Origin of the sequence: Breoghania sp. (genome assembly GCF_030066895.1) — a bacterium.
Classification (GTDB): Bacteria; Pseudomonadota; Alphaproteobacteria; order Rhizobiales; family Stappiaceae; genus Breoghania.
Window position 1 is genome coordinate 100,668 of the sequence record NZ_JASJAV010000015.1, and the last position, 20,301, is coordinate 120,968.

Sequence of the window (20,301 nt, forward strand, 5' to 3'; positions counted from 1 at the left end):
GTCACCAAAGAGTTCAAAAATTGTTTGCGCTTGTGACAATGCGGCAAGCGATGCGGAGACGGTGCGGGTGCCCCATCCTTTGAGACGCGCTCCAACGAGCGCGCCTCAGGATGACATTGTGCAGGACGATGAGGTCATCGAGACCGGCTTAGCCCGCATGACGGCTCCTTTGCACAATTGTCATCCCCGCGCAGGCGGGGATGACAGTCAGGAGCAAAACCAGCCCGAAACAAACCTTCCCCCCAAACGAAAAGGGCCCGCGCGAGCAGGCCCTCTCCAAACTTGCTAATTCAGGAACGCCTCAGCCCTGCGGCTGGGGCTCCATTCCGCCGGCGTGCTCACCGCCGCCCTTCTTGTGGGAGCCCGTCTTGGGCACGGCGGAACCGCGGATGATCGGCTCGTCGTCGAGGTCGCGCACCGGCGGCTTACCGTTCAGGAGATCCTTGATCTCGTCGCCCGAAAGCGTCTCGTATTCGAGAAGCCCCTTGGCGATGGTGTGCAGCTCGTCCTCGTTCTCGGTGATGATCCGCTTGGCGGTCTCGTAACCGGCGTTGACGAAGCCCTTGATCTCCGCATCGACCAGCTTCTGCGTCTCGTCGGAGACGTTCTGGTTGCGCGACACCGAATGACCGAGGAAGACCTCCTCCGCGTTCTCGCCGTACATCAGCGGGCCGAGCTTGTCGGACATGCCGTACTGGGTCGCCATCGCTTTGGCAAGCTTGGTCGCCATCTGGATATCGCCCGAGGCGCCCGAGGTCACCTTGTCGTAGCCGAAGATCACCTCTTCCGCGACACGTCCGCCCATAGCGACCGCCAGATCTGCGTAGCACTTGGCCCGCGTCAGCGACACCTGATCCTTCTCCGGCAGACGCATGACCATGCCCAGCGCACGTCCGCGTGGGATGATGGTCGCCTTGTGGATCGGATCGGAAGCCGGCTGATGCAGCGCGATCAGCGCGTGGCCCGCTTCGTGATAGGCGGTGAGTTTCTTCTCTTCTTCGGTCAGCGCGAGCGTGCGGCGCTCCGCACCCATCATCACCTTGTCCTTGGCGTCTTCGAATTCCGCCATGGTGACGAGACGCTTGCCCCGGCGAGCTGCCAGAAGAGCAGCCTCGTTGACGAGGTTCATCAGATCCGCACCGGAGAAACCGGGCGTGCCGCGTGCCAGCGTCTTCACGTTCACATCGGGCGCCAAAGGCACCTTCTGCATGTGAACCTTGAGGATCTTCTCGCGGCCGGTGAAATCTGGGTTCGGCACCACGATCTGACGGTCGAAACGGCCTGGACGCAGAAGCGCGGGGTCGAGAACGTCAGGACGGTTGGTGGCGGCGATCAGGATGATGCCCTCGTTGGCCTCGAAGCCGTCCATCTCAACCAGCAACTGGTTCAGCGTCTGCTCGCGCTCGTCATTGCCGCCGCCGAGACCGGCGCCTCGATGACGGCCGACCGCATCGATTTCGTCGATGAAGATGATGCAGGGCGCGTTCTTCTTGGCCTGTTCGAACATGTCGCGGACACGGCTGGCGCCCACGCCGACGAACATTTCGACAAAGTCGGAACCGGAAATGGTGAAGAAGGGAACGTTGGCCTCGCCCGCGATGGCGCGTGCCAGGAGCGTCTTACCCGTGCCCGGAGGGCCGACGAGCAGAACGCCGCGCGGGATACGACCGCCGAGACGCTGGAACTTCTGCGGGTCGCGCAGAAATTCCACGATCTCTTCCAGGTCTTCCTTGGCTTCGTCCACGCCGGCGACGTCCTCGAAGGTGACGCGGCCGTGGGCCTCCGTCAGCATCTTCGCCTTGGACTTGCCGAAGCCCATGGCCTTGCCGCCCGAGCCCTGCATCTGTCGCATAACGAAGATCCAGATACCCAGAATGAGCAGCATCGGCAGGGCGCCGATTATGGTGTTGAGCAGCGAGAAGCTCTCCGCACGCGGCTTGGCGACGACCGTCACGCCCTTGTTGCGCAGAATGTCCACATATTGTCCGTTCTCAGGGGCGTAGGTCTGGAAGGCCCCGCCCTTGGTGTAGTGACCGGTGATCTGCTGCTGCTGGATCGTGACGTCGCGGATGTCACCCTGCTCCGCCTGGTTGAGGAATTGCGAGAAGGCAATTTCACTCGCCGGCGCTCGCGTGTTCGAACTCTGGAACAGCTGGAACAAGGCGATCAGCAATAGCGCGATGATCACCCAGAGCGCGAAATTCCGGAAATTTGAGTTCATAATGATTCCTTGGCCGCCGATCGCAGGACCTGCCGCCTGCCGGATGATACCGGCCGCGCACGCCCCCGTCCGGGGTTCGACTGGACGTCACCGCTCGCGGCGCCGTCCGTGGCTTTCCTGCGAAAAGATAGGCCTCGCCCACCTCGGAACAAGGCTGCCGCCCATTATCAATCGATTGATGTCGACATTTTGTTAAGCCGCGAAGGATCGAAACAGGCTTCATTCGCGGTTCCGAACATGCCCCTTCGGCAGTTTTCCCGATTTTCGGCCCCTCTCCCCCACAGGCCGGTCGACAGGCGACGAGAAAACGCAAGGGCAGATTTCTGCCCCGCAAAACTCACGAGATCGCGGCGATAGGACGCGCTTGGACCGAGCCCCGCCATCCGGCGACGGGCGCAAGCTCGAACCCCGGCAGGGCCAGAACTTCCCCCTCCCAACGCACGGCGGGCGCACCGGCAAAGGCATCGCGTGGCCAGCCCTCGGGCGGCACCAATCCCGCACGTCGCAATCCGCCCGCACCCAGCGCCGCGATTCGCACCGGCCCGGCGGCATCGGCCGACAGCGTGACGGCGAACCGTCCGTCCCAGATCCCCGTCTGACCGGGGGCGACATCCACCGCCTCGAGCCCCGCACGGCCGATCTCGCGATAGATCAGAATATCCGCGCCGCGACGCTCCAGCACGCAACCGGCCAGAGTGCGTCTCCCTTCCGCAGAGGAGAGATCGGCTTCCGCAGAGGAGAGATCCGCGACAGCCGCTTCCAACCGCGCCAGGCGCGGCACATGAGCCCCGCCCCCCGTATCGCGCACCAGCCGGGCGCAGAGCCGCAGCGCAATCTCTTCCGGCAGACGGGAGAGAAGCGCAGCCTCCAGACGACACGGCCCGGCGGGATGACGGGTCACCTCCTCGTCCATGACGCGGTCCACCCACCCATCGAGCGCGGCAGCCGCGCGTGCCATGGAGCGAGCAGTGGAGGCAAGACGTTGCGCATCGAGATTTTCATCGGCCAGCGTCGGCAGCAATCGCCGCATCCGCACCCGCCGGTAATGGCAATCCTCGTTGGAGGGATCCTCGACCCAATAGATCCCGGCGGCACGCAACGTGGTGCGCAACCGGGCGCGCGAGACATCGAGCAAGGGGCGCACGAGATCGACGCCGTCACGTCTGCTCACAGGCGCCATGGCCGCAAGCCCGTAGACGCCGGAGCCGCGCGCCAGTCTGTCGAGGAAAGTTTCCGCCTGATCGTCCCGTGTATGGGCCAGCAGAAGCGCCTCGGCGCCCCGTCTGCCCATTTCCTCGATCATCAGCGCATAACGGGCGCCCCGCGCCGCCTCCTGGATGCCGGTCTCCGGCCTTGGGCCTTCCCAGCGCAGGGTCCGGTGCGAAAGCCCGAGCTTTGCACACACCAGACCGACCCCGGCGGCTTCGGCCGCCGCTTCCGCGCGCAATCCATGATCGACGGTGAAAACGATCGCATCCGGCGCATCGGGAATGGTGCGTCGCCATCGGTCGAACAGATGCAGCATCTCCGTTGAATCGCCGCCACCGGAAACGGCCAGCGCGACCAGTCCATAGCGCCTCAGCGGCGCAAAGAGAGCAGCCGCTTCGTCATCGCGAAGCGGCGTGTCGTCATCCGCGGCAACCGGCACTCTCCCGCTCCTTGCGCGCCTGGTCGAGAACCGCGCCGGAAGCTCCGGGATACTTGGTCAGCAATTCGGAATAGGTTGCACACGCAGCATCCTTCTGCCCCAATCCGTCCAGCGACAGACCAAGCTTCAGAAGGCTGTCCGACGTCTTGTCATTCGCCGGATAGCCCGTATAGGTCTTCAGGAAGGCATCGGCAGCATCGCGATACTTGCCGCGCCCGAAATAGCTCTCGCCCAGCCAGTATTGCGCATTGGCCGCCAGCGGATCATCCGGATGGCTGGCCAGGAACTGCTTGAAGCCCTGCGCAGCCTGATTGTACTGGCCGTTGAGCACCATCGAATAGGCCTGATCGTACTGCGCACGCGCCGATCCGTCGGAAGAGGATGCGGACGCCAGCCGTCCGATGGCATCGTCATGGGTGTTGACGCCCGGAACACCGGAACCGCCGACGGTCGGATTGTCCGGCTCCTCATAGGAATTGCCGCCGGAATTACCGCGCGCCAGGGCCGACAGGTCAAGCGGCTGGCCCGAGGGCGTGTATCCGCCGCCGGTATCGTCTGCACCCTGTCCCGATGTGGAATAGGAGCCCAGATTTTGAACCGTCGCGTCGCGCTCGGCAGCATAAGGCTCGTTATCGCTGGGAGCTTCGGCGCGCCCATAATGCCCGCCCGTATTGGCGGCGCTGGCGGAATTCTGCGCCGGAGCGGCGGCTGGCGCCTGCGAGCGCTTGCCCGGCTTTCCGCCTTCCAGTTCCTGGAAACGGAATTCGGCGTCTTCCTGAACGCGGCGAAGCTGGTCCTGCGTCTGGCGCAAGTGGTGGGTCAGTTCCTCCACCTGCCCGGTCAGAGAGCGTACCTGCTCTTCCAGCTGCCCGAGCCGCACGGCGATCTGGCCGTCCTCGCGGTTGTAGGAGGATCCGAAAAAGCCGCCCTGCGCGGCGGCGGGGGCGGAGGCGGCCAGCGGCGCGGCGATCATCAGAGCCGCACCGAGGGTCAGAGGAATGAAACTGCCCGAAGCCGCGGAGCGCATGCTTGCGGGAATGCGGAATGTCATCATGATCGATCCGTTGTCACGGGCCCTCGAAGGGACATTGGGAGCCCTCGAAAGAGCGTTTCGCGTTTCCTAACATAGGTTGCGTCGAGTTCGGCCAAATTTTGACCTTCCGCTAGGTGAAATATACGAGATTGCCCCAGTGCTTTGCAAATCGCCAACGGCGGAGAGGGGTTGCGGCGTGGTGAGGTGCGGCTCGGGAGCGCCGGAGGCGGTTTCTTGGCGCGGCCCATCCTTCGAGACGGCGCCGAAGCGCCTCCTCAGGAGGACGTTGTGTATGTTGCTCGTTTCTTCAAAACCAACACAACGATAACGTCATCCTGAGGAGCCTGCGTCAACAAGCGTCTCGAAGGATGGGCCACGTGGTCAAAGCCTCCCTGCAACACGGCACGAGCTGATCCCCTCCCCAGGGGAGAGCTAATCGGTGCCCAACGCACATCCCTCCCCCAACACGCAAAAAACCGACGGCCCCGTTTCGGGACCGCCGGTTCTTGTCTTTCAGGCTGAGGCGCGGGCTATGCCGGCCGTCAGCTGCCTGCGTTATTGACCACAATCACCGCGCGGCGGTTCTGGGTCCAGCACGAAGCGTCATTGCACACCGCAACCGGACGTTCCTTGCCGTAGGAAATGGTACGCAGCCGATCGGCGGAAACACCGCGGCTGATCAGGTAATCGCGTGCCGCCGTCGCACGACGGGCGCCCAGCGCGATGTTGTATTCGCGCGTGCCGCGTTCATCCGCATGACCTTCGACGGTCACGGTGTATTTCGGATACTGCTGCAGCCACTGTGCCTGCTTGTCCAACGTCTCACGGGCTTCGGTGGTCAGGTCGGAACTGTCGACCGTAAAGAACACCCGATCGCCCACGTTGACAACGAAGTCCTGGGCCGTTCCCGGTGCCACCGTGCTGTTGGCAATGTTGTCCGGCCGCGTCTGAGCGCAGGCTGCAACGAACAGCGCTACCGCCGCAACGCGCAATCCGCGCATGAATGTCCCATTCATCTTCATAGTCCCGCTACTCCTTGGTCCCCACCGAGCCCCGATAGGGTAAACTGAACCTAGCCCGAGATGGTTAAGCCGTGGTTTGCAGACATGGTTAACAAAGCCCTAATCCGACCGAAACACAATGCCTCGGCCGGGAAAAGAGCGGAATGAGAACCTAATCTCCGCACACAGCCCGATCAAGGCCATACCGCCCGCTTGTGCCCGGGCGACCGGATCGGTAACCCGCCACGCGCCGATCGGTTCCTTCAACCGGCCCATGCAACGCGAAAAAATGCATTTCCTACTCCAGCAGGGGCGACCAGGTTGGGTCGGAGGCAAAGCCCTGCGTCTCCACGCGGCGCTCGTTGTAGCCAGTCAGATCCACCATCCAGAGTTGCGGGCCGCCGTTGGCGCCCGGCGTATCGCGGAAGAACATGATGACGCGGCCGTTGGGCGACCAGGTTGGGCCCTCGTTGTGATAGCCCTCCGTCAGGATGCGCTCCTGGCTGCCGTCGGGCTTCATCACGCCGATCATGAACCGGCCCTCATGCTGCTTGGTGAAGGCGATCAAATCCCCACGCGGCGACCAGACCGGCGTCGAATAAGAGCCGGGCCCGAAGCTGATGCGGTGTGGATTGGAGCCGTCTGCGTTCATCACATAGATCTTCTGACTACCGCCGCGGTCGGATTCGAATACGATCTGCCGCCCGTCCGGCGAATAGGAGGGCGAGGTGTCGATGGCCGCGGAGTTCGTCAGCCGCGTGGTGCGGCGCGACCGCAGATCCATGGAGAAGATGTTGGCGTTGCCGTTCTGCTGAAGGCTCATGATCACCTTCTGCCCATCCGGCGAGAAGCGCGGCGCAAAGGTCATGCCGGGGAAATTGCCCACCACCTCGCGCTGTCCGGTCTTGATGTTCAGGAGATAGACCTGCGGATTGCCGCCCGCATAGGACATGTAGGTGACTTCCTGGCTCGTCGGCGAAAAGCGCGGCGTCAGCACCAGATCGTCGCCACGGGTCAGATAGCGCACATTGGCCCCGTCCTGATCCATGATGGCGAGCCGCTTGACGCGCTTGTCCTTCGGTTCGCTTTCGGACACGAAGACCACGCGGGTGTCGAAATAGCCCTTCTCACCGGTCAGCCTCTCATAGATCGCATCGGCGATAATGTGGGCGAGCCTGCGCCAGTTCTCCGGCGTGGTGAAATATTGCTGGCCGATCATCTGCTCGCCGGCAAAGACGTCCCACAGCCGGAATTCCGCCCTCAGGCGCCCATCCGACTGGCGGAAGACCGAGCCGGTGGCCAGAACCTGAGCGGAGATCACCCGCCAGTCGCCGAAACGCGGCTGGGTGTTCACGTCCATGTCCTTCTGGATGAAGCTCTGCGGATCGAGCGGGCGGAACAGGCCCGAGCGCTTCAGGTCCGCGGTGATGACGGAGACGATATCGGCCGACAGCTTCGCATCGTCGCCGCCGAAGACCAGCAACGCGATCGGCAAAGGCTCGATATTGCCGCCCGCCACGTTGATCTCTACCAACGCGTTGGACGGCTGGATGCCGAGCGCGATGAACCCGAGCACGGCGGCGACCATCGCGGCCCATCGTTTGAACAAGACGTGCATCGCTATTCCTTCAGTCTGCTTTTTTCGGCGCGCGCCCGACATCCTCTGCACAGCGGGCCCGTCATTGCGGTCAGAGACGTCATTGCGGCTTCAGATTGGCTAACACCGTATTCCATCCCCCGTTCCCCTCGTAGCAATCGCGCGGCAGGAAAGAAAAGCCCTCGGACCTGTCGACCGCGATGATCGCCCTGATCGCAGCCTCCGCCAACTGACGGAAGCGCGGATAGGGATGGGAATTCATGATCTGCGGCGTGCCGATCAGATGGCCGTCGCGACTAAGCTGGAACTGCACTCTCACCACCAGATCGGGCGGGAAAGTGTCGGGAACGTAATTCCAGCGTTCCTTGACCTCCGAAACCAGCAGATCGAGATCGCTGGCCGACAAGCCCTGTTGCTGGGTTGCCTTGTTCGCCCCAAGTCCGGCCGGCTCGTTGACCGCCGTCTGCGTGCCGCCCTCCGGTTCCACCTTGCTGAGCAGATTGGAAATCTCGTTCGGGTCGAACGTGTCCTTCTTCTTCGGCTCCTGCCGGTTCTTGATCGGCTGGGCCGCGGTCGTGCGCGTATGCTTGGGAGGTGTGGGCTTGGATTGCGGCACCACCTTGACGGGCTTCGGCGGCTCGGGCGTCTCTTCCTTGGCCTCAGCCTTCTCCGGTGCAGGCTCCTCGGCGGGCGCGGGCTCGACCTGGGGTGCAGGCGCGGGCTCCTTTTCCGCTTCCGGCTCCGCCTGCGGTGCAGGCTCGGCCTTGGCAGGTGACGGCTTGGCCGCTTTCGCCGGTTTCTTGCCCGGATCGGGAGCCTTTTCAGTAGCCTCCGTCGGCTTTTCGGCCGGTGCGGGGGCGGGTGCATTGTCCTTGGAGGCCGTCTTGTCGCCGATCCGGGTCTTGGTGATTTCCTCGATCGGCACGAGATCGACCGGCAACGCATCCACGGGTTCGACCGAATAGGGCTTCGCACTGGGAAAGGCGATCAGCCCCCAGCACAGAACGACCACGTGGCCGATGATGGATACAACGAGCCCAGTACGCATTCTCAGCGGCTCTGTTCCTCGGTTGCGATCAGCCCGATACGACGGAATCCGGTCGTGCTGATCCGCCCCATAATGCGCATCACCGTGCCGTAGTCGGCATCGCGGTCACCGCGCACATAGATGCGCTCGTCATAACCGTTCTTCGCAATCGCGGTCAGCTTGGGCACGATCTCGTCCGCCTTCACTTCCGTATCCTGAAGGAACACCTTGCCGTCCTTGGAAACCGAAATGGTGATCGGCTCCTGGTCGTCCTGCAGAGTCTTGGCACGGGTTTCCGGCAGATCTATGGGCACGCCCACCGTCAGAAGTGGGGCCGCCACCATGAAAATGATCAGGAGCACCAGCATGACGTCGACCATCGGCGTCACGTTGATCTCGCTCATCGGCTGATGCCGCCGCCGTCCGCGTCCGCGCCGACGACCGCCGCCTGCCCCCGCTCCCACCTGGATACCCATGATTTATCCTTGCGTGCGTTCGTCGATCTGACGCGACAGGATGGCGGAGAATTCATCGGCGAACCCTTCCATCCGTGCTCCCAGACGCGCGGCATCGGCGGAATACTTGTTGTAGGCGATCACCGCGGGGATGGCGGCCACGAGCCCCAGCGCGGTCGCGAAAAGCGCCTCCGCGATGCCGGGCGCGACCACCGTCAGATTGGTGTTCTTGGAAGCCGCGATCGCCTGGAACGAGATCATGATGCCCCACACCGTACCAAACAGGCCGACGAAGGGCGCGGCCGAGCCCACGGTCGCCAGCACCAGAAGCCGGTTTTCCAACCGCTCCATCTCGCGCATGATCGTCACGTCCATGACCCGGTCGATACGCTGCTGAAGGCTGGCGATCGCCGGCTTCTTGCCCTCTTGACTGCGCTTCCACTCCCGCATGGCGGCAACGAACAGTGCGGCCATGGAGGTGTTCGCCCGGCTGACGAGGGTCTGGTAGAGGTCTTCCAGCGACTGCCCGGACCAGAACACGTTCTCGAACCGGTTCATCTGCCGCTTGGTGCGGGTGTAGAGCAACTGCTTGTCGACGATGATCGCCCAACACCAGACCGAAGCGAAGATCAGGCCGAGCATCACGATCTTCACGACGATATGCGCGCCGAGAAACAGCGCGAAAAACGAGATGTCGCCCGCCGGCGCGGCAAACTCTATCTGCGCGAACGCTTCGGAAATCATTCAGATGAACCTCAATATATGCGCGTGGCCGCGCGGGCCGCAGCGCGCCGTCTCCCTTCGTGGCCGCCATGCCCCTCGCATTGCGGCTGCCTCTGTGGCGGCGGAATTTGGCGAAACCGGGGCTTTTGCCCGCTTATGGCTCACCCTAGCAAGACATTGTCAAGGTTACTGTCGCCTTAACGCGGCGCACGATGACGTGGAATTATGCGCGGTTGAGGACCGCCGATCCGCCTCGGACACATCGACTTCCGCCGTTTTGAAGAAATCTGAAAAATCGAGAAAACGCATCACCGCGAAGGTGGGACAAGGTCACCTGACGCAGCAACACCTCTCCGGACCCTACCGATTCTTGACGATACCGAGCCTGACGGCGAGTTCCGCCGGCAGACGCCGGGGCTTGCCGTCCCCGTTGATCACCGCGGACATGACCTTGGCCGTGATCAACACCTCATCCCCCCGCATAACCTTCTGCTCCAGGATGGTCCGCGCCCCACGTGCCTCAGTACAACGGGTGTGGACTTCCAGAATGTCATCGATATGGGAGGACTTGAGAAAATCTATGTCCATGTGGCGCACGACGAAGACCAGCCGCTCGCCGGTCACTCCCGCATCCAGCTTGCTGTGATGGATGCCGCAAAGATTGAGCAGATCCGATCGTCCGCGCTCCATGAAGCGCAGGTAGGAGGCGTGATAGACGATCTCGGAAAAATCCGTATCCTCGTAATAGACGCGCACGGGAAGAATGTGCTCGCCGGTTTCGAGACGACCGGAAAGGCCGGACCAGGGCTGCTTCGTGTCGGACATGGCGGGTGACTTACACGTTTTTTGTGCCCCTCAACAGATGCCAGTCGCCGCCGGGCCGACAATCCACCCGCAAATTGCGCGCAAAGGCCGTCCCGTTTCACGCCGCGCGAAAGCCATCTGACGCGACTGAATCCGCGCGATCCTTTCGCTGATAATGATCCTTAAATTTTATTTAGATCAGATAGTTATTTCCATCGTCCATACGATCGGCCCCTTCGGGAGCACGTTCATGAAAGCGATAATCACTGCCCTGTTGGGCGCGACGATCTGGCTGTGCATGCCGGGTCCCCTTGCCGCTCGCACCGCCATGCAGATCGATTGCCAGGCGCCCCCCATCGCTCATTCCAAGATCACGCTCGCCTGGCTCGCCGATCTCTATTTCGCCGATATCAGCTACCGCTATGCCATCATGCTGGCCACCAACAGCCGCACGGCGGACGGCTTCCCCTTCATCGGCAATCCCGATGAATTGCCGCTCGGCAAGACGCTGTGCGTCCCGGCCCACGGCGAGGCGGAGCGGCTGCGCCAGCGCTACATCAACTACAGCGACGCCATCCACGCCATGACCCAGGCCGACCCGGCCGACCAGAGCACTTTGCTCGATCCGGTCGACCCGTCGCGCACGGTCATCGCGGTGAGCTGGGTGCGCGCCGACCAGGCGGACGGGTATCGCAAGAAGATCGGCACGACGATGGAGGTTTCCGGCGACACCTGGGTCACCGTCGCCCTGCATCTGCAACGCTTTTGCGCCGAATGGACGGGGCCGGGCACGGCGACGATCTCCAGGGGCTGACGCTTCGCCTTGAGCAGCGCCTCGGGCTGCCGCCGCACAGCGCCAAGACGGCCTTCGTGGAGATGGAAGTGGAGAAGCCCGGAGACCCGACGCGCTTTTTCCGTCCCTGCGTCTCGCCAGACGTCACCACCAGCTCCTGTCAGCTCGGGCTCCCGCCATCCTGTCCTCTCCCCGGCTCCGGCAACGATGCGGAGGCCTGCCATGCGCACCGGGATTTCTACCTCAACCAGTACTCCTCCTACGGCGTCGCCCTGCCAACCGGCTACCCCTGGACCTCGTTCGGCTACACCTTCGACTGGGCCTTCGATACGCCGGGTGTCGAAGGCGAGACCGATTTCGTGCAATATGGGGAAAGCGAATACGTGATCGCCAAGGGGCGCGCGCGTCACCGTGAAAAGCATGGTGGACACGCTCGACTACTGCGTCACGCGATAGAGACCGGAATTTTGCTCCGGCATGCGCGGCCGAACCGTCAAGGAGCCGCGAAAAAACATCGCCGAGGGCGCCCGCACGCCCACTTCATGTGCGGGATAGTACGGTACCCGGAGAGCCTTGCATTTTTGGACGGGCTGCCCACCGCTAGCCCGCCTTGCGGCCATATACGAGGAAGGTAGTGCTCCGGCGCCCTTACATTTTCGAGAACAAGACGGGAGTTATCGTGAAAGTCGGGATTATCGGAGCAAGCATGGTCGAAAGCGCCGCGGGCTATGCCATCGCGCTCATGGGACATGCGAGTTTGATTGTACTGGTCGACCTGAACAAGGCGCTGGTGGATGCGCAGGCCGAAGACATCGCCCACGCGGTGCCCTTCGCCTCCGCAACGCAGGTTTGCGCCGGAACTTATGACGACCTCGAGGATGCGCGCATCGTCATTCTGGCGGCCGGGGCCAGCCAGAAGCAGGGCGAGACCCGACTGCAACTGTTATCCTGAAACGCGAAGATCATCGGCGGGATCGTGGGCGAGGTTCTGCGCGTCGCTCCAAATGTGATCCTCGTCGCTGCAGCCAACCCGGTCGACACCGCCACGCGGGTGAGCGGCCTGCCCGCCTCGCGTGTCATCAGCTCCGGCACGATCCTCGACACGGCGCGTTTCCGCACCCTGCTCGGCCGCCATCTGGGCGTGTCGCCCTTCTCCGTCCACTCCTATGTGCTGGGCGAACACGGCGACAACGAAGTGCTCGCCTGGTCGAATGCGCGCGTCGACTCGCTGACCCTCGACCAAATCTCCGCTCAGGTGAACATGCCGATCGATGACGAGGTACGTGCGCGCATTGACGACGGCGTACGCAAAGTCGCCTACAAGATCATCAACGGCAAGGGCGCGATCTATTACGGCATCGGCGGCGGGCTGGCGCGCCTGGTGGAGGTCATCGGCCGCAACCAGCACGCGGTGTTCACCCTCCCAAGCGTGACTGAAAACGTCGAAGGCGTGCGTGATGTGGCGGTTTCCGTCCCCCGCGTTCTCGGCAGCGACGGCGTGACCGCCACGCTCACGCCCGTGCTTGCGCGCGAGGAACACGAGGCGCTCGCCAAAAGCGCGCAGATGATGAGGGAACAGGTCGAGTCTCTCGATCTCTGACCGACCGACGGCGCTTGCGCCGGATGCCGGCAACGACCGTTTCCCGCAGTGGTCGTTGCCCGTGAAGTCCGGGGGCTGCCTCAGGCAGCCGCCACTTCGCTCAGGAAACGATCGATGGAGGCCCGCAGGCAATCGACCTGGTCCTTCATCTCCCGGGTCGATGTGCGCATTTCATCCATGGACCGCGCGCTCTCCCCGACCCGCGAAGACAAGGCCGCGACGGATTCGTTGACGATCCGCGTTCCCGTCGGGGCTTCCGCGACATTGTGCGAGATCTCGCCCATCGCCGCCCCCTGCTGGCCCACCGCATTCGCGATCGCCCCGGTATAGCCGTTGACTTCCTCGATCGACTGCGTAACCACGCCGATCTCGGTAACGGCCGCCTCAGTGGAGGACAGGATCCCCTCAATCTGGCTGGAAATCTCTTCCGTCGCCTTCGCCGTCTGACTGGCGAGATCCTTCACCTCCGCCACCACGACCACAAAGCCACGCTTCGCCTCACCCGCGCGCGCGGCCTCGATCGTGGCATTGAGCGCGAGCAGGTTCGTCTGCTCCGCAATCTCCGAAATCAACGACACCACGTCGCCGATCCGCTCCACGGAGCGGGCAAGTCCCATGACCTTATCGTTGGACGAGGTGGCGTTCTCGGTGGTCCGCATCACCACATCGGCCGTAGTCGCCACCTGACGCTCGATTTCCGAGATCGAGACGTTCAGCTCCTCGGTCGCCGCCGCCACGGCCTCCACATTGCCGGAGGCGCGTTCCGATTCCTGGGCAGTGTCATTGCCCTGGCGAACCGCTTCCGTCGAGATGCTGCTGAGCGACGTCGCCGTTTCCGCCACGCCGTCGAGAACCCGCTAAACGCTCATCAGCATGTCCGTGACCTCGGCGCGGAACCCGGCAATCAACGACTCGATCGTCTCCGCCCGCTTCTTGCTCTGCACCGCGCCCGTCGCGCTTTCCGCCGCCAGCCGTTCACGTTCAACGGAATTCATCTTGAAGATATCGACCGTGCGCGCCATTTCGCCGATCTCATCACCGCCCTCAAGCCCGGCAACCTCCGTCTCAAGCTCGCCGTCGGCAATGCGCCGCGAGACGGTCGAGAGCTTGGCCAAAGGTGCGAACATGCGCCGCGTCAGCCACCAGATGACGATGGCGAAGGGCACCAGACAGCAGATACCGGCAATGATCAAACCGAACGTGATCCGGTTGGCCGCCGACGACAGCTCACTCTGCTCTTCCGCTTCCAGAACCATGAACCGCCGATCCAGGAACGTTCCGGACGAGGTCTTGTAGCGCAACACCGTCCCGTTCAGATCGAGAACGCTGTCGGACTTGCGGATATCGTCGAGTTTCAGGATCTCGGTGGCCCCGTTGCCGCTCACAGGACCACGACATCGCCTTCCGGCGTCACCAGCATGGCCCGTTCGATCTCTCCGATCCCGGTCACGTCGTTCACGATTGCCGCGATGCGGCTCATGTCGACCATGAAGGCGACAGCGCCGAAGAACGTGTCGAGATAGAAGACCGGCATGGCAACGACGGCGGAGACGATCTGACCGGAAGAGATACGGAAGCCGGAGAAATACATGTCGCCAACCTTGATGCTCTTGGCCGTGACCGCATCCATCAGCGACGTGAGCGCGACCTGCATCACGGTTCCCGCAAGTGCCGGATCGTCAAAGACGCGGGCGGAGTCCTCGCCCTTTTGATAGGTATAGACAATGTTGCCGTCAGGATCGTTCAGCGCCATGTCGGAGAACATGTGCTAATCGACGATCTCCTTAGCCTTCTCCTGAATGATCCCGTGGGAGGTGGTGTAGTAGTTCTGCTCCGGCGCTTCGATAAAGAGGTGCCGCTCCCCCGGCGCATTGGGATTGTCCTGAACGTAGATCTTGCGCAATTGAGCACCCTGATCCTGCTTCAGGTTCTTCCAGCCCGCCCACATCTTCATGATGCTGTCCTTGGCGGTAGATTGGGATGTGAATAAGCCCACGTTTTCACGCATCTGCTGCAAGGTCATCTCGAGACCCTTGCGTTTGCCCACGGTGGCGCTCAACAGCGCCTTGTCCGCCTGCGCGTTGGCGGCATTGCCCCCCAAGCCACGCCGCCGTTCCCACCAGCGCCGCGCACAAGACGAAGGCACCGATCAGGAAGATGGCAGAGACTTTCGTGGGCAGGCTTTTGGAAGTATGGCTTCCCCCTTCAAACACTGGGGGAGGAAACTAGGACGGATCCCATCAATAGACTCTTAAACTACGTAGAGTTTCTAAGACTATACAATAGTCATTAAATAATATATTTAATATAAATTCGGAATATTCCCAAAACCCGCGAGAATCCAAGGGTCTTGCAAAGAGACCGGGCGCAATTTCCCGGCTTCTGCCGGTTCAAATTCTCGACTTCGTGCAGAAAGGGCGTGCGGCGAAACTCGCCGCACGCCGAAAAGTCAGGCGACCTTGTCGCTCAGGAACGGATAGTCCGTGTAACCCTTGGCGCCGCCGCCATAGAAGGTGGCATTGAGCGGTGCATCCCGCTTCAGCCGTTCCACCAAATCCGGATTGGCGATGAAGGTTCGCCCGAAAGCGACGAGATCGACCTTGCCGCTCTCCACCGCATCGATCGCCATGTCGCGTGTATAGCCGTTATTGGCGATGTAGATACCGTCGAACAGCTTGCGAAGCGCCTCGATGCTGGTGCCTTCCGGCAGTTCGCGCGGTCCGCCCGTCTGGCCTTCCACCATGTGCAGATAGGCGAGACCGAAGCCGTTCAGCTTGCCGACGACATATTCGAACAGCGGCTGCGGATTGCTGTCGGAAATTCCGTTGGCATTGGAGAAGGGGCTGAGACGGATGCCGACGCGGCCCGCGCCCAGAACACCCACGACCGCTTCCGTCACCTCCAGAACGAAGCGGGCACGGTTCTCGATCGACCCGCCATAGGCACACCCTCGCGCTTGTTGGCGCCGTCACGCATGAATTGGTCGAGCAGATAGCCGTTGGCCGCGTGGATTTCCACGCCGTCGAAGCCGGCCACCTTCGCATTGGCGGCAGCCTTGCGGTAATCCTCGATGATCCGCGGAATTTCCGAAAGCTCAAGCGCGCGCAGCGTGGAGGCGGGCAGGAATTCCTTGCCGTCGAAGGTGCGCGATTCCGCGGCGATGGCCGAGGGCGCGACCGGCGGCTTGCCGTCGGGCTGAAGGGTATCGTGCGAGACCGGGCCCACATGCCAGAGCTGGGCGACGATCTTGCCGCCCTTGGCATGGACCGCATCCGTCACGCTCTTCCAGCCGGCGACCTGCACCTCGGAGTAGATGCCCGGCGTCCAGGCATATCCCTTGCCTTCCGGAGAGATCTGCGTGCCTTCCGAAATCAGCAGACCGGCAATGGCGCGCTGGGCATAGTACTCGGCGCTCAGCGCCATCGGCACATCGTCCTCGGGCCGGGCGCGGTTACGGGTAAGCGGGGCCATTGCGACCCGGTTGGCGACGTCGATACGCCCACCTTCGTCGGGGTGAAAAGCTTCGCGGTCGTCATGAAAGTCTCCTGAAAGCGCGGACAAAAGGAAACCGGGAAGTTTTGTCCGGATTTGCGGACCGAAAGGTCCGATAATCGCCGTTCCTGTGCTCAATGAGGCAGGATTGGGCCATTTTATCGCTCCCCGATCAAGCGCTCGGCCTGAGCGAGGGCACGTTCGATATCGTCTTCGACAACGCCGGATTTGCGCAGGATCATCGCGCCGAAGGCCAGCGCCATCAGCGCGCGCGCCCTGTCGCGCGCCGTCAATGGCGCATCCTCTGGCGCATCGCCCACCAGACACCCGGCAAGCAGCGTTTCCACCCGGGCGAAATGACGGCGGCCGAGATCGGCCACCTCATCGTCATGCGGGCCCCGTTCAGAAACGATATTTGCGAAAAGACAGCCCCGCGAGCCGCATTCAGGCCGCGCAAGGGCATGGACGAGCGCTGTTGGCGCCCCCTCGCCCGCCTCTTCGGCGAGCCGGACCCAGCCGGCATAGACCTCATCGGAATAGCATTGCAGCGCAGCCAACAGAACGCCCTGCTTGGAGCCGAAGGCGCCATAGAAGCTCGATTTCGACATCCCCATCGCCGCCGTCAGCGCGTCGACCGAGGTTGCTTCGAAACCGTTCTCCCAGAAAAGCCGCAAGGCCGCATCCAGCACCGAGTGCATGTCGTACTGGCGCGGACGCCCGCGAGCATGTGTCCCCTCGCGACGATCTTCGTCGTGACAACGCGGGGCGCGATGAGCGCGCCTATCCGGGGCGGTCGTATCCATGGGAGTTAAATATGGACCTCTCATTCCGGAATTCAAGAAGGCGCGACGAAGACGCTTCTTGAGTAACGAGAGCGCCGTCCCCGGCTTCAGATGCCCCCTTGTCTCGCCCCTCTCCTCCGTCATTGCCGGGCACCCGCCTTCGCGGGCACAGGCTCCGTCCGGGCAATCCAGCAGGCAACGACATATGCGGAGAACGCAGGATCCCCCGGACGAAGCCGGGGGATGACGCCGGAGGGGATTGAGGAGCAACGACGGAGAGGGACGCCCCGCCGGAAAGCCTACCCGTCAGCCCAGCATGTTGCTTATGATGCCGAGACCGATGAGGCCGGTGAGGATCAGGTAGATCGCGACGATATAGGCGAGCAGCCGCGGTGCCAGAAGGATGAGGACACCGGCGATCAGGGCAACGATAGGCCCGATATGGGCGGATGTGATGAGCATGACAGTCTCCGGGATTTCTTTTCTCGGTGAAAGACAAACGTGCGGGACGCTATCGCGTTCCCGATACGGCACAGTGACAGTTGGCGCGCAAGCTTGCCCGGGCGTTTAGACCCCGCCGCTTGTCAACACGCTTATGTGAGGAGAGACTAGTCCTCGTCCGTGAAGAGCCCCATCTGCGCGATCGGGGCGCCTTGCGGCACGGCAAGGCCCAGATGGGCGAAGCTCTTGGGCATCAACAGCCGTCCGCGCGGGGTGCGCTGGATGAAACCCTGCTGGATCAGATAGGGCTCGACGATGTCCTCGATGGCATCGCGCGGCTCCGACAATCCGGCCGCAATCGTCTCAATCCCGACCGACCCGCCGCCGAAATGTTCGGCGATCATGGAGAGATAGCGCCGATCGAGCGCATCGAGCCCGGCCTTGTCGACTTCAAGCTGCGACAGCGCCTTGTCGGCAATCGCCGCATCCACCGCCTCGATGCCCGCCACGACCGCGAAATCGCGCACACGACGCAGCAGACGACCGGCGATACGCGGCGTGCCACGCGAGCGTCGCGCGATCTCGTTGGCGCCGTCATCCGTCATGCCGATGCTGAAGCCCCGCGCCCCGCGCCTGACAATGTGTTCCAGCTCTTCGACCGTATAGAAATTGAGCCGGATCGGGATGCCGAAACGATCGCGCAAAGGGGTGGTCAGAAGCCCGAGCCGCGTGGTGGCGGCAACGAGCGTGAATTTCGACAGATCGATCTTCACCGAGCGCGCCGCAGGCCCCTCGCCGATAATCAGATCGAGCTGAAAATCCTCCATCGCCGGGTAGAGAATTTCCTCCACCGCGGGCGAAAGCCGATGGATTTCATCGATGAAGAGGACGTCGCGCTCTTCCAGATTGGTGAGGAGAGCCGCGAGATCGCCCGCCTTGGCGATGACCGGGCCGGAGGTCGCGCGGAAATTGACACCCAACTCCCGCGCCATGATCTGCGCCAGCGTGGTCTTGCCCAGACCCGGAGGCCCGACGAAGAGCACATGGTCGAGCGCCTCGTTGCGCGCCTTCGCCGCCTCGATGAAGACCGACAGGTTCGAGCGCGCCTGCTGCTGGCCGACGAATTCGTCGAGCGCCAGCGGCCTGATGGAGGTATCCACCTCGTCGCCGTGCTCTGCGGGGGAGACGATCCGTTCAGTGCTCATGGGCGGACCTCGACGGGGCGGAAAGAGAAGAACAGAATTCTGCGTTTTTCCCGCGCACACGACGCCAGCCTGAGGAGGCGCATCAGCGCCGTCTCGAAGGATGGGCGGCACGCGAAATCAACCACTCCCCTCACTGCGAAAGCTCCTTCAGCCCGAGCCGGATGAGCTTGCCCGTATCGGCCCCCTCGCCCGCCGCGCGGCTGGCGGCGGCAACGGCGGCAGCGGCCTGCGGCTGACCGTAACCGAGATTGACCAGAGCGGAAACGGCATCGGCCACGGGCTTGGGCGCAACCTTGTCCTCGATCGCAGCTTTGGCCTGGATCGTGCCCATATCCGCATTGGAAAAGGCGGGAGCCTTGGATTTCAATTCCGTCACGATGCGCTCAGCCACCCGCTTGCCGACGCCGGGCGCTCGCGCGATCGTCGTCTTGTCTCCGAGCGCGATCGCATTGGCGATGTCGGTAGGCTTCATGATGCCGAGAACGCCGAGCGCCACCTTGGCGCCCACGCCCTGCACGGTCATCAGCATGCGGAACCATTCGCTCTCCAGATCAGAGGAGAAACCGAACAGCCGGATCTGATCCTCGCGCACATAGGTCTCGATCGAAAGCGTCGCCGCCTCGCCCGCCGAGGGCAACGCCTGCAGCACCCGCACGGGACACTGCACATGGTAGCCGACGCCGTGGACGTCGAGGATCACGTAATCTTCGCCGTAACTGTCGATCACGCCCTTGAGCTTGCCGATCACGCACCGTTTCTCCTCATTGCCCGATCCGCGCCGCCACCCGGGCAGCAGCGGCCGCCGCACCGCGATGATACGCATGACACACCGCGATCGCCAGCGCATCCGCCGCGTCGTCGGAATCGAACGTCGCCCGCGGCATCAGAACCTTCACCATCATGCGGATCTGCTTCTTGTCGCCGTGGCCCGCACCGATCACGGTCTTCTTGATCAGGTTGGGCAGATATTCGCCGACCGGCAGTCCCCTCAGACCCGGCACCAGCAACGCGATGCCGCGCGCCTGACCAAGCTTCAGCGTCGCGCCCGCGTCCTTGTTGACGAAGGTCTGCTCCACCGCCGCCTCCTGCGGGTCGTACTCTTCCATCACCCGGATCAGGCCGTCATGCAGTTCCACCAGCCGGTCGCACAGCGCGAAGGACTGGGTGGAATGCACCGTACCGGAAGCCACGAACTTCAGGCTCGTGCCGATCACGTCGATCACGCCCCATCCGGTGTTCTTGAGGCCCGGGTCGATACCGAGTATGCGAATCGCTGATGTCATAGAACAAACAGGTAACGCCGAATGACGAATTGCACCAGACGGCCCGGCAAATGAGTTGCGGAGAAGGGCGGAATTCGGGTTATTGACGGGAAGTCTGGGAGGGTTGGGGGGGGGGGGGGGGGGGGGGGGGGGGGGGGGGGGGGGGGGGGGTGGGGGGGGGGGGGGGGGGGGGGGGGGGGGGGGGGGTGGGGGGGGG

General features: G+C 63.0%; 24 protein-coding genes. 4 read left to right on the top strand and 20 right to left on the bottom strand.

Annotated elements, in window-relative coordinates; all coding sequences use genetic code 11:
* Window positions 1-301: 301 nt before the first annotated feature.
* The 9 genes from ftsH to ybgC form a co-directional block, all read right to left on the bottom strand.
* Window positions 302-2,221, bottom strand: coding sequence for an ATP-dependent zinc metalloprotease FtsH (ftsH, locus tag QNJ43_RS15430; RefSeq protein WP_300471419.1), 1,920 nt, complete (start codon window positions 2,219-2,221; stop codon window positions 302-304).
* Between the two features lie 337 nt (window positions 2,222-2,558).
* Window positions 2,559-3,869, bottom strand: a complete 1,311-nt coding sequence (tilS, locus tag QNJ43_RS15435; protein WP_300471422.1) for a tRNA lysidine(34) synthetase TilS — start codon at window positions 3,867-3,869, stop codon at window positions 2,559-2,561.
* Window positions 3,850-4,923 carry a tol-pal system protein YbgF gene (gene ybgF, locus QNJ43_RS15440; protein ID WP_300471425.1) on the bottom strand — a complete coding sequence of 358 codons (1,074 nt, stop codon included), beginning with the start codon at window positions 4,921-4,923 and terminating at the stop codon, window positions 3,850-3,852. The genes tilS and ybgF overlap by 20 nt, the downstream gene beginning before the upstream one ends.
* Window positions 4,924-5,444: 521 nt before the next feature.
* Window positions 5,445-5,903, bottom strand: coding sequence for a peptidoglycan-associated lipoprotein Pal (gene pal / locus QNJ43_RS15445; protein WP_300471427.1), 459 nt, complete (start codon window positions 5,901-5,903; stop codon window positions 5,445-5,447).
* A 298-nt stretch (window positions 5,904-6,201) separates the two neighbouring features.
* Window positions 6,202-7,491: a Tol-Pal system beta propeller repeat protein TolB gene (gene tolB, locus QNJ43_RS15450; protein ID WP_300471484.1), complete on the bottom strand. Its 1,290-nt coding sequence runs from the start codon at window positions 7,489-7,491 to the stop codon at window positions 6,202-6,204.
* Window positions 7,492-7,600: 109 nt separating this feature from the next.
* Window positions 7,601-8,548: a cell envelope biogenesis protein TolA gene (locus QNJ43_RS15455; RefSeq protein ID WP_300471429.1), complete on the bottom strand. Its 948-nt coding sequence runs from the start codon at window positions 8,546-8,548 to the stop codon at window positions 7,601-7,603.
* A 2-nt stretch (window positions 8,549-8,550) separates the two neighbouring features.
* Window positions 8,551-9,003 carry a protein TolR gene (gene tolR, locus QNJ43_RS15460; protein WP_300471432.1) on the bottom strand — a complete coding sequence of 151 codons (453 nt, stop codon included), beginning with the start codon at window positions 9,001-9,003 and terminating at the stop codon, window positions 8,551-8,553.
* Window positions 9,004-9,006: 3 nt separating this feature from the next.
* Window positions 9,007-9,726 carry a protein TolQ gene (gene tolQ, locus QNJ43_RS15465; protein WP_300471435.1) on the bottom strand — a complete coding sequence of 240 codons (720 nt, stop codon included), beginning with the start codon at window positions 9,724-9,726 and terminating at the stop codon, window positions 9,007-9,009.
* Between the two features lie 339 nt (window positions 9,727-10,065).
* Window positions 10,066-10,530 carry a tol-pal system-associated acyl-CoA thioesterase gene (gene ybgC, locus QNJ43_RS15470; protein WP_300471437.1) on the bottom strand — a complete coding sequence of 155 codons (465 nt, stop codon included), beginning with the start codon at window positions 10,528-10,530 and terminating at the stop codon, window positions 10,066-10,068.
* Window positions 10,531-10,759: 229 nt separating this feature from the next.
* On the opposite strand from ybgC, the gene QNJ43_RS15475 reads away from it, so the two are divergent.
* The 4 genes from QNJ43_RS15475 to QNJ43_RS15490 are packed head-to-tail and all read left to right on the top strand — an operon-like array spanning window position 10,760 to window position 12,902.
* On the top strand, window positions 10,760-11,323 hold the full coding sequence (locus tag QNJ43_RS15475; RefSeq protein WP_300471440.1) for a hypothetical protein: 564 nt from the start codon (window positions 10,760-10,762) through the stop codon (window positions 11,321-11,323).
* Entirely contained in the window at window positions 11,284-11,937 is a 654-nt protein-coding gene (locus QNJ43_RS15480) for a hypothetical protein (protein WP_300471442.1), read from the top strand. Before QNJ43_RS15475 ends, QNJ43_RS15480 begins: the two co-directional genes overlap by 40 nt.
* A gap of 44 nt (window positions 11,938-11,981) precedes the next feature.
* Entirely contained in the window at window positions 11,982-12,254 is a 273-nt protein-coding gene (locus tag QNJ43_RS15485) for a hypothetical protein (protein ID WP_300471445.1), read from the top strand.
* Between the two features lie 24 nt (window positions 12,255-12,278).
* Entirely contained in the window at window positions 12,279-12,902 is a 624-nt protein-coding gene (locus QNJ43_RS15490; protein WP_300471447.1) for a hypothetical protein, read from the top strand.
* Window positions 12,903-12,982: 80 nt separating this feature from the next.
* On the opposite strand, the gene QNJ43_RS15495 is transcribed toward QNJ43_RS15490, so the two are convergent.
* From QNJ43_RS15495 to ruvC, 11 genes are all read right to left on the bottom strand, one after another.
* Window positions 12,983-13,744 carry a methyl-accepting chemotaxis protein gene (locus tag QNJ43_RS15495; protein WP_300471450.1) on the bottom strand — a complete coding sequence of 254 codons (762 nt, stop codon included), beginning with the start codon at window positions 13,742-13,744 and terminating at the stop codon, window positions 12,983-12,985.
* A gap of 15 nt (window positions 13,745-13,759) precedes the next feature.
* Window positions 13,760-14,287, bottom strand: a complete 528-nt coding sequence (locus tag QNJ43_RS15500) for a HAMP domain-containing protein (protein ID WP_300471452.1) — start codon at window positions 14,285-14,287, stop codon at window positions 13,760-13,762.
* A complete protein-coding gene (locus QNJ43_RS15505; protein WP_300471454.1) occupies window positions 14,284-14,667 on the bottom strand; it encodes a hypothetical protein in 384 nt (127 codons plus the stop codon). Before QNJ43_RS15505 ends, QNJ43_RS15500 begins: the two co-directional genes overlap by 4 nt.
* A 3-nt stretch (window positions 14,668-14,670) precedes the next feature.
* Window positions 14,671-15,003 carry a hypothetical protein gene (locus QNJ43_RS15510; RefSeq protein WP_300471456.1) on the bottom strand — a complete coding sequence of 111 codons (333 nt, stop codon included), beginning with the start codon at window positions 15,001-15,003 and terminating at the stop codon, window positions 14,671-14,673.
* A gap of 348 nt (window positions 15,004-15,351) precedes the next feature.
* Window positions 15,352-15,801, bottom strand: coding sequence for a hypothetical protein (locus QNJ43_RS27280; RefSeq protein WP_346433002.1), 450 nt, complete (start codon window positions 15,799-15,801; stop codon window positions 15,352-15,354).
* Window positions 15,798-16,373, bottom strand: a complete 576-nt coding sequence (locus tag QNJ43_RS27285) for a hypothetical protein (RefSeq protein ID WP_346433003.1) — start codon at window positions 16,371-16,373, stop codon at window positions 15,798-15,800. The genes QNJ43_RS27280 and QNJ43_RS27285 overlap by 4 nt, the downstream gene beginning before the upstream one ends.
* A 179-nt stretch (window positions 16,374-16,552) precedes the next feature.
* A complete protein-coding gene (locus QNJ43_RS15520) occupies window positions 16,553-17,092 on the bottom strand; it encodes a TetR/AcrR family transcriptional regulator (RefSeq protein WP_300471458.1) in 540 nt (179 codons plus the stop codon).
* Between the two features lie 390 nt (window positions 17,093-17,482).
* Window positions 17,483-17,638 (bottom strand): DUF3096 domain-containing protein, encoded by a 156-nt coding sequence (locus QNJ43_RS15525; RefSeq protein WP_300471460.1) that lies wholly within the window; start codon window positions 17,636-17,638, stop codon window positions 17,483-17,485.
* A gap of 146 nt (window positions 17,639-17,784) precedes the next feature.
* Complete coding sequence (gene ruvB, locus QNJ43_RS15530; RefSeq protein WP_300471462.1) at window positions 17,785-18,822, bottom strand: Holliday junction branch migration DNA helicase RuvB; 1,038 nt, start codon at window positions 18,820-18,822, stop codon at window positions 17,785-17,787.
* Between the two features lie 130 nt (window positions 18,823-18,952).
* Window positions 18,953-19,570 carry a Holliday junction branch migration protein RuvA gene (gene ruvA / locus QNJ43_RS15535; protein ID WP_300471486.1) on the bottom strand — a complete coding sequence of 206 codons (618 nt, stop codon included), beginning with the start codon at window positions 19,568-19,570 and terminating at the stop codon, window positions 18,953-18,955.
* 13 nt (window positions 19,571-19,583) lie between these two features.
* A complete protein-coding gene (gene ruvC / locus QNJ43_RS15540) occupies window positions 19,584-20,105 on the bottom strand; it encodes a crossover junction endodeoxyribonuclease RuvC (protein ID WP_300471464.1) in 522 nt (173 codons plus the stop codon).
* Window positions 20,106-20,301 lie beyond the last annotated feature (196 nt).

What these genes read in the sequence shown, in the direction of transcription:
- tolQ (WP_300471435.1), bottom strand. Translation starts at nt 9,726, where the DNA reads ATGATTTCCGAAGCGTTCGCGCAGATAGAGTTTGCCGCGCCGGCGGGC.
- ybgC (WP_300471437.1), bottom strand. Translation starts at nt 10,530, where the DNA reads ATGTCCGACACGAAGCAGCCCTGGTCCGGCCTTTCCGGTCGTCTCGAA.
- QNJ43_RS15455 (WP_300471429.1), bottom strand. Translation starts at nt 8,548, where the DNA reads ATGCGTACTGGGCTCGTTGTATCCATCATCGGCCACGTGGTCGTTCTG.
- QNJ43_RS27285 (WP_346433003.1), bottom strand. Translation starts at nt 16,373, where the DNA reads ATGGCCCCGCTTACCCGTAACCGCGCCCGGCCCGAGGACGATGTGCCG.
- tolR (WP_300471432.1), bottom strand. Translation starts at nt 9,003, where the DNA reads ATGGGTATCCAGGTGGGAGCGGGGGCAGGCGGCGGTCGTCGGCGCGGA.
- QNJ43_RS15475 (WP_300471440.1), top strand. Translation starts at nt 10,760, where the DNA reads ATGAAAGCGATAATCACTGCCCTGTTGGGCGCGACGATCTGGCTGTGC.
- ruvC (WP_300471464.1), bottom strand. Translation starts at nt 20,105, where the DNA reads ATGACATCAGCGATTCGCATACTCGGTATCGACCCGGGCCTCAAGAAC.
- QNJ43_RS15525 (WP_300471460.1), bottom strand. Translation starts at nt 17,638, where the DNA reads ATGCTCATCACATCCGCCCATATCGGGCCTATCGTTGCCCTGATCGCC.
- ftsH (WP_300471419.1), bottom strand. Translation starts at nt 2,221, where the DNA reads ATGAACTCAAATTTCCGGAATTTCGCGCTCTGGGTGATCATCGCGCTA.
- QNJ43_RS15520 (WP_300471458.1), bottom strand. Translation starts at nt 17,092, where the DNA reads ATGCACTCGGTGCTGGATGCGGCCTTGCGGCTTTTCTGGGAGAACGGT.
- QNJ43_RS15505 (WP_300471454.1), bottom strand. Translation starts at nt 14,667, where the DNA reads ATGTTCTCCGACATGGCGCTGAACGATCCTGACGGCAACATTGTCTAT.
- ybgF (WP_300471425.1), bottom strand. Translation starts at nt 4,923, where the DNA reads ATGATGACATTCCGCATTCCCGCAAGCATGCGCTCCGCGGCTTCGGGC.
- ruvB (WP_300471462.1), bottom strand. Translation starts at nt 18,822, where the DNA reads ATGAGCACTGAACGGATCGTCTCCCCCGCAGAGCACGGCGACGAGGTG.
- tolB (WP_300471484.1), bottom strand. Translation starts at nt 7,491, where the DNA reads ATGGTCGCCGCCGTGCTCGGGTTCATCGCGCTCGGCATCCAGCCGTCC.
- pal (WP_300471427.1), bottom strand. Translation starts at nt 5,903, where the DNA reads ATGCGCGGATTGCGCGTTGCGGCGGTAGCGCTGTTCGTTGCAGCCTGC.
- QNJ43_RS15480 (WP_300471442.1), top strand. Translation starts at nt 11,284, where the DNA reads ATGGACGGGGCCGGGCACGGCGACGATCTCCAGGGGCTGACGCTTCGC.